Origin of the sequence: Porphyrobacter sp. SLTP, from assembly GCF_009905735.1 — a bacterium.
Taxonomy (GTDB): Bacteria; Pseudomonadota; Alphaproteobacteria; order Sphingomonadales; family Sphingomonadaceae; genus Erythrobacter.
Window position 1 is genome coordinate 62,277 of sequence record NZ_JAAALE010000004.1, and the last position, 15,839, is coordinate 78,115.

Sequence of the window (15,839 nt, forward strand, 5' to 3'; positions counted from 1 at the left end):
CGCCATTGTCCGCTGCGGAGCTATATGGTTCGACGAATTGGCTTCTGGTCGCTGGGCATTCTGGGGGTGCTGGTTCTTGCCTCGTTGTCGAGCGTCTGGATGCTGCTGCCGCCCGAGATTTCGGTTCCGCAGCGCTCCGACCGGATGATTTCCGGGGTCGCAATCTGGAACCCCGGCGAGCCCTTGCAGCCCAATCAGACCATCTTCATCAAAGACGGGCGCATCGCCGAAATCAGGCCAAGTCGGCCCGATGACGATCCGCCGATCTGCCCGGGCTGCATCGCCATGCCGGGTCTAATCGACGCCCACGTCCACACGCCGCCGCGGCTTGCGCTCGGCAACCAGCGTCTGTTTTCGCTGCTCTACCTGAAATACGGGGTGACGAGCGTCCGCGACCTCGGCCAGACCGACGACAGCATTGCCGGTCTGCAAGCCGATCTTGCGGAAGGACAGATCGCCGGCCCGAGGATGTATCGCTGCGGCCCGGTGCTGGATGGCGAAAACCCGGGCTGGCCCAGCGCCTTATCGGTGTTCGACACCGCGCAGGCGGTCAGCACGGTCAAGCGACTCAAGGCGGAAGGGGCCAATTGCATCAAGACCTACACTGGCCTGCCCAAAGCCGCATTCGATGCGGCTGCCGCCGAAGCGCAACGCCAGGGCCTGCCGCTGGTCGGCCACACGCCGCATGCGGTGAACCTGCGCGATGTGTCCGATTTCGAGGTCCAGCACTTCACCGGCCTTCCCTATCTCCGCAAGCCGCCGCCCAAGGGCTTCGATTATCGCAGTCAGGATGTGTCGGCGATGACCGAGGCCGACATCACCGAGGTGATCGCGCTGATGAAGGCGCGCCGCATTTCTATTCTGCCGACACAGGCAAATCAGAAGGCGCGGCTGACGGCCTCCGACCGGCAACGCTTCCCCCCGACCAAGGGCCTCGGGCATCTCCCGGAGTTCTGGGAGCAGGCCTGGCCGATGATTGTCGCGCACCCTGAAACCGACGAAGCCATCGCGAATGATCTTAATGGCATTGCGGCAGAACTGGCCTTTGTGGGCAAGGCTCGCCGCGCCGGGGTCGATGTACTGGCGGGGACGGATGTGGTCATGCCCTATGTCGTGCCGGGCGAGTCCCTGCATCTCCAGCTCGCGATGTTGACCGACGCCTTTAGCAGCACCGAAGCTGCGCTCGCCGCTGCGACACAGGTCAACGGCCGCCATGTTGACCGGGGAAGGATTGGCCGGATCGCGGTTGGCAACTTCGCGGACATGCTGATCCTGCGGAAGGACCCGCGCTCCGATCTGGCGGCGGTGAAGGATTGGTCGTTCCTGATGGTCGGCGGAAGGATGTATGAGCGCGGACAGATCGAAGCGGAGGTCAAAAGTTACGACGCGCATTTCCGCGGGGCATACTACGAGAGCGTGATGAACGGGCTTGTCGGCATTCTGGCTTCCAGCTTCAGCCGCAACGAGAGCCATTAGTCCGGTGGACTGAAGCAGGCTTTATCGAAGCTCAGACTGCGGAGGCGAAGCCCCCGGGTGGCAGCAAAAAGCCGCCATTCCGTCATCCACCCACGAGTTGCCATGAGCCGGGCAGATGCGCGGACCCGAAAGCAGCGTGGCGGCTTTTGGCGGAACCAGACATTCAACTCGGCTGCCGTGAACGACCGGGTGTGGGTCGACAGCTGCCGTTGCGGGATTGACTGATTGGGCGGCCGCTTTCCGCCTCTTGCAGGCTGCAGCCTGCCGTTTACCAAGAGGCCCAATTCCAGTCAGTAGACTACGCGCAGCGATCCATCCGGCGTTAAGTCCATCGCTTCCGCGGAGCCCTGGTTCGACATTGCCGATAGGATTTCATGAGTGCGCATATCGATGGCGAAGAGCCGTTCGTACTCGCGCAAGGAAAAACAGCGCTTGCATCTGCTTGGGTTTTATGTAGCGTATAGGTCGTCGAGCAAGCCTCGATACTTCCTGACAATCGAAACGCAGACTGTAGACCCGAGCCAATGGCTCTGCTGGGTTTACGACCTGCGGCGCAAAGGCTCGGTGTCTCCTAGAGATAGCCGATGGACCTACTTGCCCAACTGCAATTCATGGCCTGGTCAGTCGTTCTGGCAAGCATTCCTGCCCGCAGACAGCGGTATCTCCCCGATAGCTGGGTTTTCCCGTCGGTTGGCCAACAGCCGACACCCTGGCTGAGCAAGCACCATTTCGTCGCATCGCCCATCGACGATCTCATCGATGAACCCACTCAAAACCTGGAGAACAGACATGCAAGTTCTAAACCGACCTTTGTCCAATGTTGCCACGATCATCTCGGCCGCAAGCTTCGCTGCTGAAAAGCACCGCGAACAGCGGCGCAAGGACGTCGATGCGACGCCTTACATCAACCACCCGCTCGATGTGGCAAACATCTTAATCGAGGCTAGGGTTGAAGACGCGGATATCCTCGCAGCGGCGACCCTGCACGATACGATCGAGGACACCAAGACCACGCCCGAAGAGCTTCGTGAGCGCTTTGGAGAGCGGGTCTGCAGTCTGGTGCTCGAGGTCACGGACGACAAGAGCCTCGACAAGCTGGAGCGCAAGCGGCTGCAGGTGCTCAAGGCGCCCGTCGCCTCCGACGAGGCCAAGCTGATCAAGCTGGCCGACAAAATCGCCAACCTGCGCGACATGCAGACGCCGCCCCTCGGTTGGAGCGATGCGCGAGTAGGGGCCTATATCCAGTTCGCCGAGATGGTGGCTCGTGGCTGTGCTGGGGTCAATGAAAGGCTCGATGCGATGTTTGCCGAAGCGGTGGAGGCGATCCGCCAGCCGCGAGCAAATCACGCCGATTTTGATTCTGACGAACCCACGGAGGAGTTGCGTTATGAAAGACTATTCAAAGAGATCTTCCTACCCTGAGAAAATCGACCCGGTGATACTGGTGTTCTCGAGCGTATTCTCACGAGTGGCTGAAACGGCCTCGGACGCCGAGGAAAGACAGTATTTCAGCGAACTTGCTATTGCTGCGGCATCTCATAGATCCCCCCTCTATCCTTGGTTGACGGCAGAGCCAGTGTTCCGCTCCGTCGAAGGCCTGCCTGTTGTGGATTTTGCCAAAGGGTTGGCGTTCGTTTGGATCGCATGTGAGGCCGGATATCCACCGCGTGATGGCGCTTGGAGCAAAAGCCCAGAGCTGTTGGACAAGGAGAGCATCTTAATGTCGCGCGATGAGTTCGCTGCCAGGTTCCCCGGCGCAGATCTGTCGCTGCTGCCCGCCGTCGAGGTAAAGATGCCTCCCAGGCTCTAAGCGCAGGATGATCGGTGAGCGTGCACCAGCACACGCGGCGGATTAGATTGCAATGCTCGCCAGCGCCTCTTCGGCATCATCGCGCACCAAATGGCCATAGTGCTTTTCGATCATCGCAACGCTTGTGCCCGATAACTGCGCTACGGTCAGGATCGGCAGGCGGGCTCGGATCAGGTCGGTGATGACGCTATGGCGAAGGGTGTATGCGGATGCGGCGCGGGGCAAGCCAGCCGCTTCCACCGCATCCTTGATCGGATGCTTCCAAGCGTCTTTGTTCCACGCCTCACCGCTCGTGCGGGCGAAAAGCGATGCGGTTGGCAGTTTGTCCGTCACCTGCGTTTCGAAAAATTCGGCAATCATCTGCGGCATCGTGAGCTGGCGCGGGTTGCCGTTCTTGTCCTTGCCAACCGTAAGCGCGCGGGTGCGCTTGTCGAAGTCACGCACCTTTAGTCCAGCAAGCGCGCCGGGGCGCAGCGGCAAGACGCACAAGGCCTTCACGAAGGGCTTTGCCTCATCGCAGGAGGCATCGATCATCTTCTTGCGCTCATCGCGGTCTAGATACAATTCACGACGCTTGTCGGCTCCCTTGAACGGGCGCAGTGCCTCTTGCCATGCCGCGTCCGTGTTGGGCGCACCCGGCTTAAGCACCATGCCCAGTGCAGCACGTAGGGGCACCATATCGCGGTTGACGGTCGACTTGGAGCGTTCCTTCATCCGCTTCCTTTCGGCTTCCTTGGTGCGCGTCACCAGCGCTGGGGCTTGCTCCAGCCGTTTGCGCCACGCCTTCAGGTGATGCCGCCGGAGCTTGTCGAGCTTCACCTTGGCGATGGGATCGGAATAGACGTGCCGCCGAAAAACCCCTTCGGCAATCGATCCCGGCTTTTGCTCGAGGTAGGCCTCGCACGCATCCTTGACGGTTTCCATTTCGCGGGCCCGCTCGCCGCCGGTTTCAACCGTTTCCGCCCACGCCTCAGCATCGGCCTTGGCCTGCTTGAACACATCATGGCCAGACAGGGTGCCATAATCGCCCAGCCGCTTGCGAGCGTTGCGGTTAGCCTCAGCGTCATAGAAGCGGGCAAACCATATGCCGCCCACCTTCTTCCGCGAGGGTCGGTAGCCGAGATAGACTCCTTGGCGCAGGCGGTGCCAGTGCGGTTCATTGCCGCTCCTCGGCTTCAGTTTGTCGCGCTCCCCGATGCGGCTGAGATCGGCCATTTTCGGCACCCTCCAAAACTTATGAAAAAATTATGAAAAACATGGGTGAACAGCATCGAACACCATAGATTGATTTTACAGGATTTCATTGTCCGAGGAAAGCCGAATTTGCCCGTTTTCCCACCCTTCACACGGGTGGGGTAACAGGTTTAATCCCTGTCGCGCCCACCATTTCCTCCCCTTTGCGGCCGAGCGGAAATGGAATGATAGTGGCGGGTCATGGCCCCCTGAACCGCCTGCTTGCGTCATTCTCCCCTCCTGCCTTGACCGGGCCGCTGTGTTCGCGGCAAGGCTTATCGCTCACGCCGATGGGCAATCATGCGAGGAACTTCATGCGCAATAGATTCTGGAGCCAGTGCCTTGTCATAATGGCGGCTCTGATAGGTGCGGGCCAGCCTGCTGCGGCGCAGTCGTTCATTGAGGGCAGCTTTGATCCAGCGATCCCCACGCTGACCGCCACGGTCGGCCATGCGCCGGGCGCCCGCATCACCTCACCGGACCAGACCTATGCCTATCTGAAGGCGCTCGCCGAGGCGGCGCCGGATCGGGCGCGGTTGGTGCAATATGCGGTGAGCTGGGAGGGTCGGCCGCTCTATTACCTCGTGCTGTCCGCGCCTGCGAACATGGCGAAACTCGACGCAATTCGGGCCGATATGGCGACAATCGCTGCGGGACGACCCGGCAACGGCACGGCGATGCCCGTGACATGGCTGGCCTACGGCGTGCACGGCAACGAGATTTCCTCGACCGATGCGGCTTTGATGACCGCCTATCACCTGCTCGCCGCTACAGATGACGCGCGTGCGGCCAAAATCATGGCCAACACCATCGTGGTGGTTGACCCGATGCAGAACCCCGATGGGCGCGCGCGGTTCGTGAACAATTTCCTCGCGTCGACCGGCATCACACCAGCGGCCGACCGGCAGGCGGCCGAGCATGACGAGCCGTGGCCTTCGGGGCGGGTCAATCACTACATGTTCGATCTCAACCGCGACTGGTTCACGCTCAGCCAGCCCGAGACCCGGGGCAAGGTTGCCGCGATCCGGCAGTGGAACCCGGTGGTCGTGGTTGACCTTCACGAAATGGGCGGGGACGAGACCTACTTCTTCTCTCCCGCCGCGCAGCCCTTCAATCCCAATCTCTCGGCCGCGCAAATCCGCAGTTACGAGCTGATCGGGCGCTACAACGCCGCCGCCTTCGATGCGCGCGGCGAGCCCTATTTCACCCGCGAGGTCTATGACCTGTTCTACCCCGGCTACGGCGACACCTGGAACGCGCATCAGGGCGCGATCGGCAGCACCTACGAACAGGGTTCGGCGCGAGGACTGGTGTTTGCGCGGCGCGACGGGACGGAGCTGACCTATGCTGACGGCATCACCAACCACTTCACCGCCAGTCTCGCCACCGCTGCCGCTGTGGCCGACAATCCTGCCCGGTTCCTCAGCGACTTTGCCGCCTATCGCAGCGGCAATGCCAGTGGCTCTGCCGGACGCGGGACCTATGTGATCGACCTGTCGAAGCGGCGCTGGAATGCCGAGCGGCTCGGACGGCGGTTGGCCGAACAGGGCATCACCGTGCTGCGGCGCGAAGGCAGTGCGAGTGTTTGCGGCAAGGCCTATCCCGCAGGCTACCTCGCCGTGCCGCAGGCCCAGCCCGCCGCGCGGCTGGTCAAGAGCCTGCTCGACCGCGACACCCCCTTGCCGCCCGATTTCCTCGCCGAACAGGAGCGCCGCCGCTCGGTCGATCTGCCGCACGAGCTGTATGACGTGACCGCATGGTCGGTCGGGCCGATGGCGGGCGTGGATGTGGCTCTGTGCAATGCGGCCGTCAGCGGCGATGCGATGAGTGCCGATGCGCCGATTGCAGCCAAGGCTGAAGGCGCTGGCAGCTTTGGCATCGCCGTGCCGTGGACCGACAGCGGCCAGGCGCGGCTGGTCGCCTTGGCGCTGCGCGAAGGGATTGACGGGCGTGTGACCGACCGCGCCTTCACCACCGCAGGCCGCGACTTTCCGCGCGGGACAGTGGTATTCCCGTCAGGCTCCAATAGCCCCGACAAGATGGCCCGTCTCGCCGAACTCGCCCGCGATGTCGGCGCGCATACGGTGGCGCTCGAAAATGGCTGGGTCGACAATGGGCCGAACCTTGGCAGCGAGCATTTCGTGCGGCTGACAATGCCGCGCGTCGCCGTGGCGTGGGACGATGGTGTCTCGCAATTAAGCGCAGGCGCCCTGCGCTATGTGCTCGAACAGCGGCTCGGCCTGCCGGTGACCCCGATCCGCACCAGCCGCTTGGGCCGTGCTGACCTGTCGGATTATGACGTGGTGCTGGTGCCCGAGGGAGATCCATCGAGCGTGCTCGGCGATGGCGGACTGCGCGCGATCCGCAGCTACGTGCAGCGCGGCGGCGTGCTGGTCGCAATCGGTGAGAGCCTCGAAACCTTCAGCAGCGGCGACAATCCTCTGCTGGCGGTCAAGCGTGAAGCGGCGCTGGGGCGTGAGCCCGCCGGCGGCGATGACGACAAGGCCGCGCTGGCCGAAGCGGTCGCGATCGGCAATGACGCCGAATATCGCGAGGCGATCAAGGACCAGCAGGCGCTCCCCGACACGCTGCCGGGGGCGCTGCTCAATGTGGTGGGTGAGCCTGACCACTTCCTCTCCGCCGGATACGACAATGGCGCGGTGGTGCTGGCGACGGGCACGCAGATCTTCACCCCACTCGACCGCGCCAATGGGATCAACGTCCTGCGCTTCGCGGCAGCAGGCAATCTGATCGCCAGCGGCTATGTGTGGGACGAGAACCGGCGGCAGTTGGCGTACAAGCCCTACCTGATGGCGCAGCCGCAAGGACGCGGATTGGTGATTGGCTTTGCCCATGATCCGTCGGCCCGTGCCTATCTCGAAGGGCTCGACCTGATGATCGCCAATGCGGTGATGGTGGCGCCGTCACGGGTGCGGTGACAGGCGGCTCTAGGCGCGGCACAGCGAATGTGTCATCCTGACCGCGATGGCGTTGTTTGAAGCCCTAGTCGTCCTTCATGTCGCCACCGGGGCGCTGGGGCTCACGGCGTTCTGGGGGCCGATCGTCACGCGCAAGGGTGCCGCCAAACACCGCAAGTGGGGCCGCGCGGCGTGTTACGGATTTCTGGGTGCGGGCGCACTTGCCATCGCGATGGCGCTGCTATCGCTCTACGGGCCCGACCATCGCCACCCCGAAGTCACCGACCGCGCGCTCTATGAAGGCCTGTTCGGGTGGATGATGCTGTATCTCGGCGTGCTCACCATCGGCTTTGTCGATTATGGCCTCGCAGTGGTGCGCCACAGCCGCGACCGGCGGGCGCTGCGTTTGTCCCGGTATCAGGCGATGATCGCCGCTGTCGTGATATCGGGGGCGTGGTGCGGGATTTATGGCTACCGGGTCGGGCATCCGCTGATGATGCTGGTCGCTTTCATCGGCATTGTCGCGATGCTGATCCAGCAGCGCTACATCTGGCGCAAGGATGACCCGCCGCGCACGACATATATCGGCGAGCATTTCCGCGCGCTGATCGGCATGGGCATTTCGGCCTATACCGCCTTCCTTTCGGTCGGGCTGATCCGGCTGATCCCCGAACAGGTGTTCAACCCGCTGATCTGGGCCGGGCCGAGCATCATCGGGGTGAGCCTGATCCTCTACTTCACCGTGAAGGGCAAACGCACGGCTACCGCCAAGAGCTCAGGACCGCGCCCACATCCGCAGTAGATTGGCGATGGTCTTGTCCAGCGTCAGCAACTCGGCCGACTGAGCGGGCAATTGCTGGCGGAGCGCGGTGCGCAGGTTTTCGAGATCGAACAGCATCTCGCGCTGCGCCGGATCGGCGACCGTGCTTTCAATCCAGCCGATGCAAACGATCCGCGTGCCCTTCGTCACCGGCTTGACCTCGTGGATGCTACCCGAGGGATAGAGCACCAGATTGCCCGCCTCGCCTTTCAGCTCCTGCGTCATACCGGCGGCGTGGATCACCAGCTCGCCGCCTTCGTATTCGCTGGGTGGCGTCAGGAACAGGGTGAAGGAAAGATCGGTGCGCAGCCGCTGCGCACCGCGGCCCATCAGCGCGTTGTCGACATGGGCGCCATACTTGCCGCCCACGCCGGTCCGGCTGATGATCACCGGCGAGAACCGGCGCGGCTGCGCGGCGGCCTTCACCACGATATTGTCGGAAACCACCTGAGACAGCTCGTCCTGCAAGGCGCGGCCCGCTGGCGAGTTCATCGCCGCCTGCTCGTTACGCTTCACCTGCCGCGCGACCGATCCGGCGGTCTCGCGCCCGTCGCGCCATTCCAGCATCGCGATCCGCTCGGCAATGGCGGCGCGGTGGTCGGCATCTTCGAGCGCGTTGATGACAAGGATCATGGGTCACGCTCTAACGACTGGGCCGCCACCCAGCAAGAAGGCCGGCGGGAAGCGAGGACACAGCTTCCCGCCGGCAGGGGCATCGAGGATGGGGGGACGCTTAGCCGCCCTTGCGGGACGTGCCTTCCTCGATCAGCGCCAGCGCCTTGGCGCTCGCGGCTTCAGGGGTCTGCTTGCCATCCTTGATCGCGTCGGCGAGCAGCATCAGTTCATTGGCGATGGTGGTGCCGGCACTGGCTTCCTGCGCGATGCGGATGCCGCCATTGGCCTCGGCCACCGCATCCCACTTCTTCCGCACGGCGTCCCAATATCCCTTGGTCTTGGCCCAATAGTTCTCGGCCGCGGCGACGTTGTAGCCATTGAAGCGCTCATAGGTGTTGAGGACATATTCCTGCACCACCGGGGCGGCCTCGCCCCCGTCCTTGGGGGTCGCCATCTTGGTGTTGTCCTGCCAGTGGATCCAGCCGGTCGGGGTCAGCTGGTGGCGGTTGATGCCCATGTAATGGTCGTAGACCGGATTGCGGATCGCATCGCGCCGGGCGAGCGGGCGGGAAGTCCAGTTGGAACGCCAGCGGCGGATGCCCTGCGTCGTCTCCCACTCGCCCCACCCGGCATAGCGCGGACTGTCATCGACCTGATACACCGTCTGCGACCAGCGCCCGGCGCGCATCTTTTCCGGCACGGCGGTCAATTCCCAAGTGTCACCGCCCGTGAAGGCGAGGATAGTTTCGGGCTGATATTGCCAGTCCTGCCGCCAGTGTTTGACGACATAGGGATTGGCGTCGTCCCCCGTCACTAGCAGGTGCTGGAGCACGATGCGGGTGCCCGTGTCCTCGATCACGCGAACGCTTTCGTAGCCGCCTGAAATCTTGCGCTCCAAGGGGGTGTAGCCTGCCATCCACGGGGTCGATTCCTGCATGTCGAAAGTCACCTTGAAGTCCCCCGCCATCGCAAGGATGGTCTTGCGATCTTCCTCGAAGGCGGCTTTGGCGGCCTCGGCGGTCTGGACAATCGGGCCATCGGCGAGCGCCGGGGCTGGGGCAGCAGCCAGCGCGAGCGCGGCGAGCCCGGATGCGAACAGGGTTTTGGTCAGTCGGTTCATGGGGTCCTCCATTCAGGTTCAGAAGCGGTAGCTGGCCGAAAGGCTGAGGTTGCGGCCCGGGCGGGTGAAAGCATCGGCAATGCGGGCGTCCGCGACGCTGAGGCCGCGCACATCGGACCACAGGGCGTAAGTCTCGTCGGTCAGATTGAAGAGGCCCGCGCGCAGCTTCAGCCGCTCGGTCACGGCGTAGAAGGCGGTGAGATCGAGGATGGTCGACGCAGCGGGCCGCACGAACAGATCGTCGCCATTGGCCGCGCGCTCCAGCTCATTGGCACCCTTGCGGGCATTGTGGGTGAGGATCAACTCGCCCCCGAACCGGCCCGAAGGCGCGCGGTAGCCCACGCCTGCGACCATGTTGAACGGGTCAATCGTGTCGAGCGGCGTGCGGCTGCCATCGGGCGCCATCACATCGCCATTGGCATAGGCCAGCGCGACCCGCGCGTTCCAGCCGCTGTCCAGCTTCACCTCGCCGCGCGCTTCCAGCCCTTCGATTTCCACGGCGTCGAAATTGACGAACTGGTAAATCGCCGGATCCTGCGGGGTGAAGCTGCCGCTTACCACCTGCTGGCTGATGAAGTTGTCGTAATCGCCCTTGAAGCCGGTCAGCTGGAGCGAAAACACCTCGCCCACATAACGCGCGCCGACCTCCCAGCTTTTGCTGGTCTCGGGTCGCAGATCGGGGTTGGGGATCGAGGTGTAACCGCCTGCGATGAATTCGAAGAAGTTGTTCACCTGGCTTGGTGTCGGCGCGAGGAAGCCTTGGGCGTAATTGCCGAACAGGATCACCTCTGGTGCGAGTTTGACGGTGACGCCCAGCTTGGGGGAGAGGCGGCTGTCGCTCTGGCCCGAAGCGGTGAAGGTCGGGAGCAGCGGATCGTCGGTCGGGTTGAGATCGTAGAAGTCGAACCGCAGCGCCGGGAACAGCGTCACCGCGCCGTCCAGCACACTGATCTCGTCGGCGACGAACAACCCGCCCAGCGTGAAATCGGTCGCCGGGAAGGCGCGGGTCGGGAATGTCTCACCCCGCCCCGGAACCGTGCCGCTGCGCAGTCCCTCCTGCCGGGTCCAGCTGACATCGCCGCCGATCGCAATCCGGTGCGCCATGCCGCCGAGGTCGAAGCCTGAGCGCACCTCACCCGCCGCACCGTAGACGCGGTTCTCGAAGGTGTTGAGCCGCTCACGATCCGGGGCGGGTGTCGCGGTGAGCGTGGTCCGCTCCTCAAACGCGAATTGCCGGTCTTCGGCGTCCTGCCAATAGGCCGAGAGGAAGGCGTATTCGATCGCGTCCTCGGGCGAACCGTCAAAGGTCCAGTCAAGCGAGGCGCGCAGCCGCTCGGTCGTGTCGCGGGCGTTAAGGGCGTCCACGGTCCACACCGGATTGGGGCCAAAGGTGAAAGCCGGGCCGACGCCGGAGAGCACCTGCGTTGCCACCGCGCTGTCAAGATATTCGCCCGTCAGGCGGATGCGATGCGGGCCATTGTCCCACACCAGCTTGGCGAGCACCGCGTCACTGCGCCCGTCCTGCGGGTTGGGCGCAGTGCGGGTGGGGCCTGTGCCGAGGGTCGTGCCCTGATTGTCGAGTTCACTGAAATCGCGGCGGGTATAGGCCACCATCGCCGACCAATTGCCGGTCTGCCCGGCCAGCGTCGCAGTCTGAGCGAATTCACTGTCGTCGCTGGAATATTGCGAGGTGACGAAGCCGCCGATGCTGGCGCCGGCGATGATGTCGACCGGGTCGGAGGTCACAAAGCTGATCGCGCCCGCCAGCCCGTCCGAACCATAGAGCGCCGAGGCCGGGCCGCGCAGGATTTCGACCTGCTTGACGAGGCTGACATCGGCCGACCCGCCGCGTCCGGCATCCTGCGGGCCGAAGCTGAAGCCCTGCGGTGTGCGGATGCCGTCGACCTGGACCAGCACCCGGTTGCCGCCAATGCCGCGGACAGTGAAACCCTCGTTGCGCGCGCGCCCCGTCGCCCCGATCGCCGCGCCGAAGCGGGCGGGCGCACGGCGGACCGAGACGCCAGGTTCGAACCGGACCAGATCCTTGATGTCGGTCGCCAGCTGGTCGGCGATTTCCTGATCGGTGATAATCGTGACGGTGGCAGGCGCTTCCTCCTGCAACACCGGCGTGCGGGTCGCGGTAACCGTGATCCGCCCGGTTTGCTGCTGCGCTTCGGCCTCGGCTTCCGCTGAGAGATCCTCCGCCGCAGCGGGAACGGCGAGCAGAGCGAGGGGGGCGGCAGACAGGGCAAGTTTGTTGAAAAGGTACACGCGAAGGGCATCCTGCTGGGGAGTGAACGAACCCCAGCCTGATGTTCTTATTGCGAATGAGAGTCAATAAGGAATGCGAATAAGAATCGTTCGCAATATATATGCATGGCTCCACGGCCGCCGCATGCCCCGCCTTTACCGCCGCAACACCCCCTCAGAAAGCAGCCGGTTCACTCCGGCCGCGACCTCGTCCGGCGACATTTCCGCCCCGCCCCAAACCACGTAGCGCAGGCCGACAAACACGTTCATCCCCATCATCGCCCAGGCCTCCAGCTCGCCCAGCCCGTCGCGGAACTCGCCGTCGGCAGCACCCGCCCGCAAACGGTCGGCGATGCGGGCTGCGATGGTTTCGTAGTGCTGTCGGTAGCTGGCAGGATCGACGAATTCCGCTTCGTCGATGATCCGATAGACCTCCTTATGCTCGGCCGCGAAGCGCAGGAACGCCGCCAGCGCCGCGCGTTCGATCTCCAGCGGCCCCATGCCTTCATGCAAGGCCGAGCGCGCGCTCGTGCGCACCTTCTCGCTCATATCGGCGACCAGGGCGCGGAACAATCCGTCCTTACTGTCGAAATATGTGTAGAAGCTCCCCAGCGCCACACCCGCCCGCCGGGTGATCGAGCTGACCGAGGCTTCGTGAAAGCCCTTCTCGCCAAACTCCTCCGCCGCAGCATCCAGCAGCTTGCGCAAGGTCCGCCGCCCGCGCTCGGTGCGCGGCGTCTTGGCGTCACCGCACGCGGCATCAGCCACCCCCGATGCGACTTTGGTCGCGCTGCTCTGAGTGTTGCTCATCAGCTACTCCCTCCACGCTTTCGGTAGGCGGCACAAGACTCGTGCACAAGTCTAAACTTGAAAGGTGGTTCAACTTTCAATATTGGTTGCAGCCACAAGAGGGCCAGGAGAGGAAACACCCCATGACCATTACGCTTTACACGCGCGCGCTGCTGCTCGCCGGGACTGCCGGACTTGCCACTTTCGCCGCGCCGCTCGCCGCGCAGGACAGCGCTGCGGATCTTGCCGCCGAAGCCGAAGCCGCAGCGGCCGAAGAAGACAACACGATCTACGTCACGGCCCGTCGCCGCGAAGAACGCCTGATCGACGTGCCGCTGTCCGTCACCGCGCTGTCTGGCGATGATCTGGTCAAGCAGGGCGTGCAGGATCTCACGCAGATTGCCCAGCAGGTGCCCAACATCACCCTCGAAGTCAGTCGCGGCACCAACACCACCCTCACCGCCTTCATCCGCGGCGTCGGCCAGCAAGACCCGGTCGCCGGGTTCGAAGCGGGCGTCGGTCTCTATGTCGATGACGTTTACCTCAACCGCCCGCAGGCCGCCGTGCTCGATATCTATGACGTCGAGCGGATCGAAGTGCTGCGCGGGCCGCAGGGCACGCTCTATGGTCGCAACACTATCGGTGGCGCGATCAAGTATGTGACGGCGGAACTGCCGGATGAGACCAGCGTGAAGATCCGCGGCACCTATGGTTCCTATGATCAGGCCGATCTGATCGTCACAGCCTCGACCCCGATCACCAGCGACCTCAAGATCGGCGCCAGCGGCGCGCGGCTTTCGCGCGGCGGCTTTGGCGACAACCTGACGCTGGGGACCGAGAACTACAACAAGGACGTCTGGGCCGCACGCGGCACCATCGAATTCGACAACGGGCCGGTGTTCGTTCGCCTGTCGGGCGATTACGTCAAGGACACCTCCGAAGCGCGTCAGGGCCACCGCTTCATCCCCAGCCTGCTGAGCAGACAGCCTGTGCTCGACAATGTGTTCGACACCCGCGCCGGGCTCAACATCGTCGATCAGGAAGTCGAAGCCTGGGGTGGCGCGCTGAACGTCGCAATCGAACTCAGCGACACGCTGACCTTCAAGTCGATCACCGGCTACCGTGAGGACAAATCGACCACCCCGATCGATTTCGACAGCCTTGCCGCCGTCGATCTCGACGTGCCGGCGATCTACAACAATGATCAGCTGAGCCAGGAATTCCAGCTGCTCTATGAAAGCGACAGTCTGTCAGGTGTCGTGGGCTTCTACTACCTGGATGCCAACGCGTTCACCGCGTTCGATGTGGCGCTGTTCACCACCCTGAACGGCTTGACCGCGCAGACGCTCGGCGATGTGAACACCAAGACCTGGTCGGTCTTCGGCGATTTCACCTATGACCTTTCGGACACGATCAGCGTCTCGGTCGGCGGGCGTTACACCAATGACAAGCGCACCAGCACGGTGCTGCGCACCAGCTTCCTTGGCGGGTTCTCGAACCTGTTTGGCGGCACCGGCACCGCCTTTGCGGTCACCAGCAACTTCAACGGCAGCGCGACCTTCAAGGACTTCAATCCGCGCGCCTCGATCAGCTGGCAGCCGAATGCCGATCACAACCTCTATTTCACCTACTCGCAGGGCTTCAAGGGCGGCGGCTTCGACCCGCGCGGCCAGACGACCGCCTGCCGCAACGCGCGCGGCGGAGCCTGCACCGCGGACGAGGTGTTCGATTTCCTCGCCTTCGATCCCGAGACAGTCGACAGCTTCGAACTGGGCTGGAAGGCCTCGCTGCTCGACAACCGCCTGAACATCAGCCTCGCGGGCTTTCTGGCGCAGTACAAGGACGTCCAGATCCCCGGCTCGGTCGGCTTCGATGGCAATGGCGACGGGGTGAACGAGAGCTTCATCGGCATCACGTCCAACGCGGCGAGCGCCGACGTCAACGGGATCGAGTTTGAAGGCAACGCGCTGGTCGGGGAAGACTTCGCGGGCGAAGGCAGCCGCTTCAGCGTCAACTGGTCGCTCGGCGTGCTCGATGCCAAGTTCAACACCTTCATCGACGCCTTCGGCCGCGATGTGGCGGATCAGCGCGTGTTCCAGAACACGCCGGACATCACAGCCCACATGGGCTTCAACATGGGCGTTCCGCTGGCTGGCGGGATGATGGATTTCATCGGGCTCGCCTCACTGCGGTCGGATGCGAGCCAGTTTGAAGTGCCCAACCCGTTCCTCGATCAGGACGGTTTCGTGCTGGTCGATGCGAGCATCATCTACACCTCGGACAGCGGGCTCTATTCCATCGGGGTCCACGGCAAGAACCTGTTCGACAAGGAGTATATCGTTGCCGGTTACAACTTCGTGGCTGGTGGGGTTGGCGGTGCGCCGTTCGTGCCTACGCTGGGCCGTGAAGGCACGCTGACCGGCTTCTACGGCGATCCGCGCCGCGTGTTCGTCACGGCGCAGATCAATTTCTGAAGGCTCTTTCCCCCGGGGGCGGCGGCCTCTGAATTGCCACCGCCGCCCCTGTCTCCATTATCGGGTTACTGCTGGACGGGAGCAGGCGGCGGGGTGGGCTTGGTGGCCTGCTCCGCCGCATTCTTGTCCATGACACGCTTGGCGACATAGCCGCCGACACCCAGCGCCACCATCGCGGGCAGGCTGACGCGCGAGATGATGAAGGGAACGGCGGTCGCCAGCACGACGCCGGTCGCCCCGCCCACGGCCGGATGCTGCTTTGCCACACGCGCGCCGATCGCGGCGCCAATCAATTTACGAATCATTGTTGCGATACCTCCTGCGCAATCAACCC

The 15,839-nt window shown here is 63.6% G+C and carries 12 protein-coding genes; 6 read left to right on the plus strand and 6 right to left on the minus strand.

The genetic code is table 11. From position 1 onward, the window contains the following. Positions 1-24 precede the first annotated feature (24 nt). From GVM20_RS04540 to GVM20_RS04550, 3 genes are all read left to right on the plus strand, one after another. On the plus strand, positions 25-1,476 hold the full coding sequence (locus tag GVM20_RS04540) for an amidohydrolase family protein (protein ID WP_166546118.1): 1,452 nt from the start codon (positions 25-27) through the stop codon (positions 1,474-1,476). 759 nt (positions 1,477-2,235) lie between these two features. Then, entirely contained in the window at positions 2,236-2,898 is a 663-nt protein-coding gene (locus GVM20_RS04545; protein WP_199799463.1) for an HD domain-containing protein, read from the plus strand. Then, complete coding sequence (locus GVM20_RS04550; RefSeq protein WP_166546119.1) at positions 2,864-3,286, plus strand: hypothetical protein; 423 nt, start codon at positions 2,864-2,866, stop codon at positions 3,284-3,286. The genes GVM20_RS04545 and GVM20_RS04550 overlap by 35 nt, the downstream gene beginning before the upstream one ends. A 42-nt stretch (positions 3,287-3,328) precedes the next feature. Here the strand turns inward: GVM20_RS04550 and GVM20_RS04555 are convergent, their stop codons facing one another. Next, complete coding sequence (locus tag GVM20_RS04555) at positions 3,329-4,501, minus strand: tyrosine-type recombinase/integrase (RefSeq protein ID WP_166546120.1); 1,173 nt, start codon at positions 4,499-4,501, stop codon at positions 3,329-3,331. Between the two features lie 368 nt (positions 4,502-4,869). On the opposite strand from GVM20_RS04555, the gene GVM20_RS04560 reads away from it, so the two are divergent. Both GVM20_RS04560 and GVM20_RS04565 read left to right on the plus strand, forming a co-directional pair. Next, positions 4,870-7,458: a M14 family metallopeptidase gene (locus GVM20_RS04560; RefSeq protein ID WP_234031851.1), complete on the plus strand. Its 2,589-nt coding sequence runs from the start codon at positions 4,870-4,872 to the stop codon at positions 7,456-7,458. A gap of 46 nt (positions 7,459-7,504) precedes the next feature. Then, positions 7,505-8,239 carry a hypothetical protein gene (locus GVM20_RS04565; RefSeq protein ID WP_166546122.1) on the plus strand — a complete coding sequence of 245 codons (735 nt, stop codon included), beginning with the start codon at positions 7,505-7,507 and terminating at the stop codon, positions 8,237-8,239. Here GVM20_RS04565 and GVM20_RS04570 read toward each other — a convergent pair. The 4 genes from GVM20_RS04570 to GVM20_RS04585 all read right to left on the minus strand — a co-directional run bounded on the left by GVM20_RS04570 (position 8,213) and on the right by GVM20_RS04585 (position 13,052). Continuing rightward, positions 8,213-8,890, minus strand: a complete 678-nt coding sequence (locus tag GVM20_RS04570; RefSeq protein WP_166546123.1) for a Fe2+-dependent dioxygenase — start codon at positions 8,888-8,890, stop codon at positions 8,213-8,215. The two genes, GVM20_RS04565 and GVM20_RS04570, sit on opposite strands and share 27 nt — an antisense overlap. Before the next feature lie 100 nt (positions 8,891-8,990). Continuing rightward, entirely contained in the window at positions 8,991-9,992 is a 1,002-nt protein-coding gene (locus tag GVM20_RS04575) for a DUF6607 family protein (protein ID WP_166546124.1), read from the minus strand. 18 nt (positions 9,993-10,010) lie between these two features. Further along, on the minus strand, positions 10,011-12,263 hold the full coding sequence (locus GVM20_RS04580; protein WP_166546125.1) for a TonB-dependent hemoglobin/transferrin/lactoferrin family receptor: 2,253 nt from the start codon (positions 12,261-12,263) through the stop codon (positions 10,011-10,013). 135 nt (positions 12,264-12,398) lie between these two features. Then, on the minus strand, positions 12,399-13,052 hold the full coding sequence (locus GVM20_RS04585; RefSeq protein ID WP_166546126.1) for a TetR/AcrR family transcriptional regulator: 654 nt from the start codon (positions 13,050-13,052) through the stop codon (positions 12,399-12,401). A 122-nt stretch (positions 13,053-13,174) separates the two neighbouring features. On the opposite strand from GVM20_RS04585, the gene GVM20_RS04590 reads away from it, so the two are divergent. After that, positions 13,175-15,505, plus strand: a complete 2,331-nt coding sequence (locus GVM20_RS04590) for a TonB-dependent receptor (RefSeq protein ID WP_166546127.1) — start codon at positions 13,175-13,177, stop codon at positions 15,503-15,505. A gap of 65 nt (positions 15,506-15,570) precedes the next feature. Here GVM20_RS04590 and GVM20_RS04595 read toward each other — a convergent pair whose 3' ends face one another. Continuing rightward, positions 15,571-15,810 carry a hypothetical protein gene (locus GVM20_RS04595; RefSeq protein WP_166546128.1) on the minus strand — a complete coding sequence of 80 codons (240 nt, stop codon included), beginning with the start codon at positions 15,808-15,810 and terminating at the stop codon, positions 15,571-15,573. Positions 15,811-15,839: the final 29 nt, after the last annotated feature.

Bases quoted from the DNA above. Each gene is read 5' to 3' on its own strand.
- GVM20_RS04540 (WP_166546118.1), top strand. From the start codon at position 25: ATGGTTCGACGAATTGGCTTCTGGTCGCTGGGCATTCTGGGGGTGCTG.
- GVM20_RS04545 (WP_199799463.1), top strand. From the start codon at position 2,236: ATGAACCCACTCAAAACCTGGAGAACAGACATGCAAGTTCTAAACCGA.
- GVM20_RS04550 (WP_166546119.1), top strand. From the start codon at position 2,864: ATGAAAGACTATTCAAAGAGATCTTCCTACCCTGAGAAAATCGACCCG.
- GVM20_RS04555 (WP_166546120.1), bottom strand. From the start codon at position 4,501: ATGGCCGATCTCAGCCGCATCGGGGAGCGCGACAAACTGAAGCCGAGG.
- GVM20_RS04560 (WP_234031851.1), top strand. From the start codon at position 4,870: ATGGCGGCTCTGATAGGTGCGGGCCAGCCTGCTGCGGCGCAGTCGTTC.
- GVM20_RS04565 (WP_166546122.1), top strand. From the start codon at position 7,505: ATGGCGTTGTTTGAAGCCCTAGTCGTCCTTCATGTCGCCACCGGGGCG.
- GVM20_RS04570 (WP_166546123.1), bottom strand. From the start codon at position 8,890: ATGATCCTTGTCATCAACGCGCTCGAAGATGCCGACCACCGCGCCGCC.
- GVM20_RS04575 (WP_166546124.1), bottom strand. From the start codon at position 9,992: ATGAACCGACTGACCAAAACCCTGTTCGCATCCGGGCTCGCCGCGCTC.
- GVM20_RS04585 (WP_166546126.1), bottom strand. From the start codon at position 13,052: ATGAGCAACACTCAGAGCAGCGCGACCAAAGTCGCATCGGGGGTGGCT.
- GVM20_RS04590 (WP_166546127.1), top strand. From the start codon at position 13,175: ATGACCATTACGCTTTACACGCGCGCGCTGCTGCTCGCCGGGACTGCC.
- GVM20_RS04595 (WP_166546128.1), bottom strand. From the start codon at position 15,810: ATGATTCGTAAATTGATTGGCGCCGCGATCGGCGCGCGTGTGGCAAAG.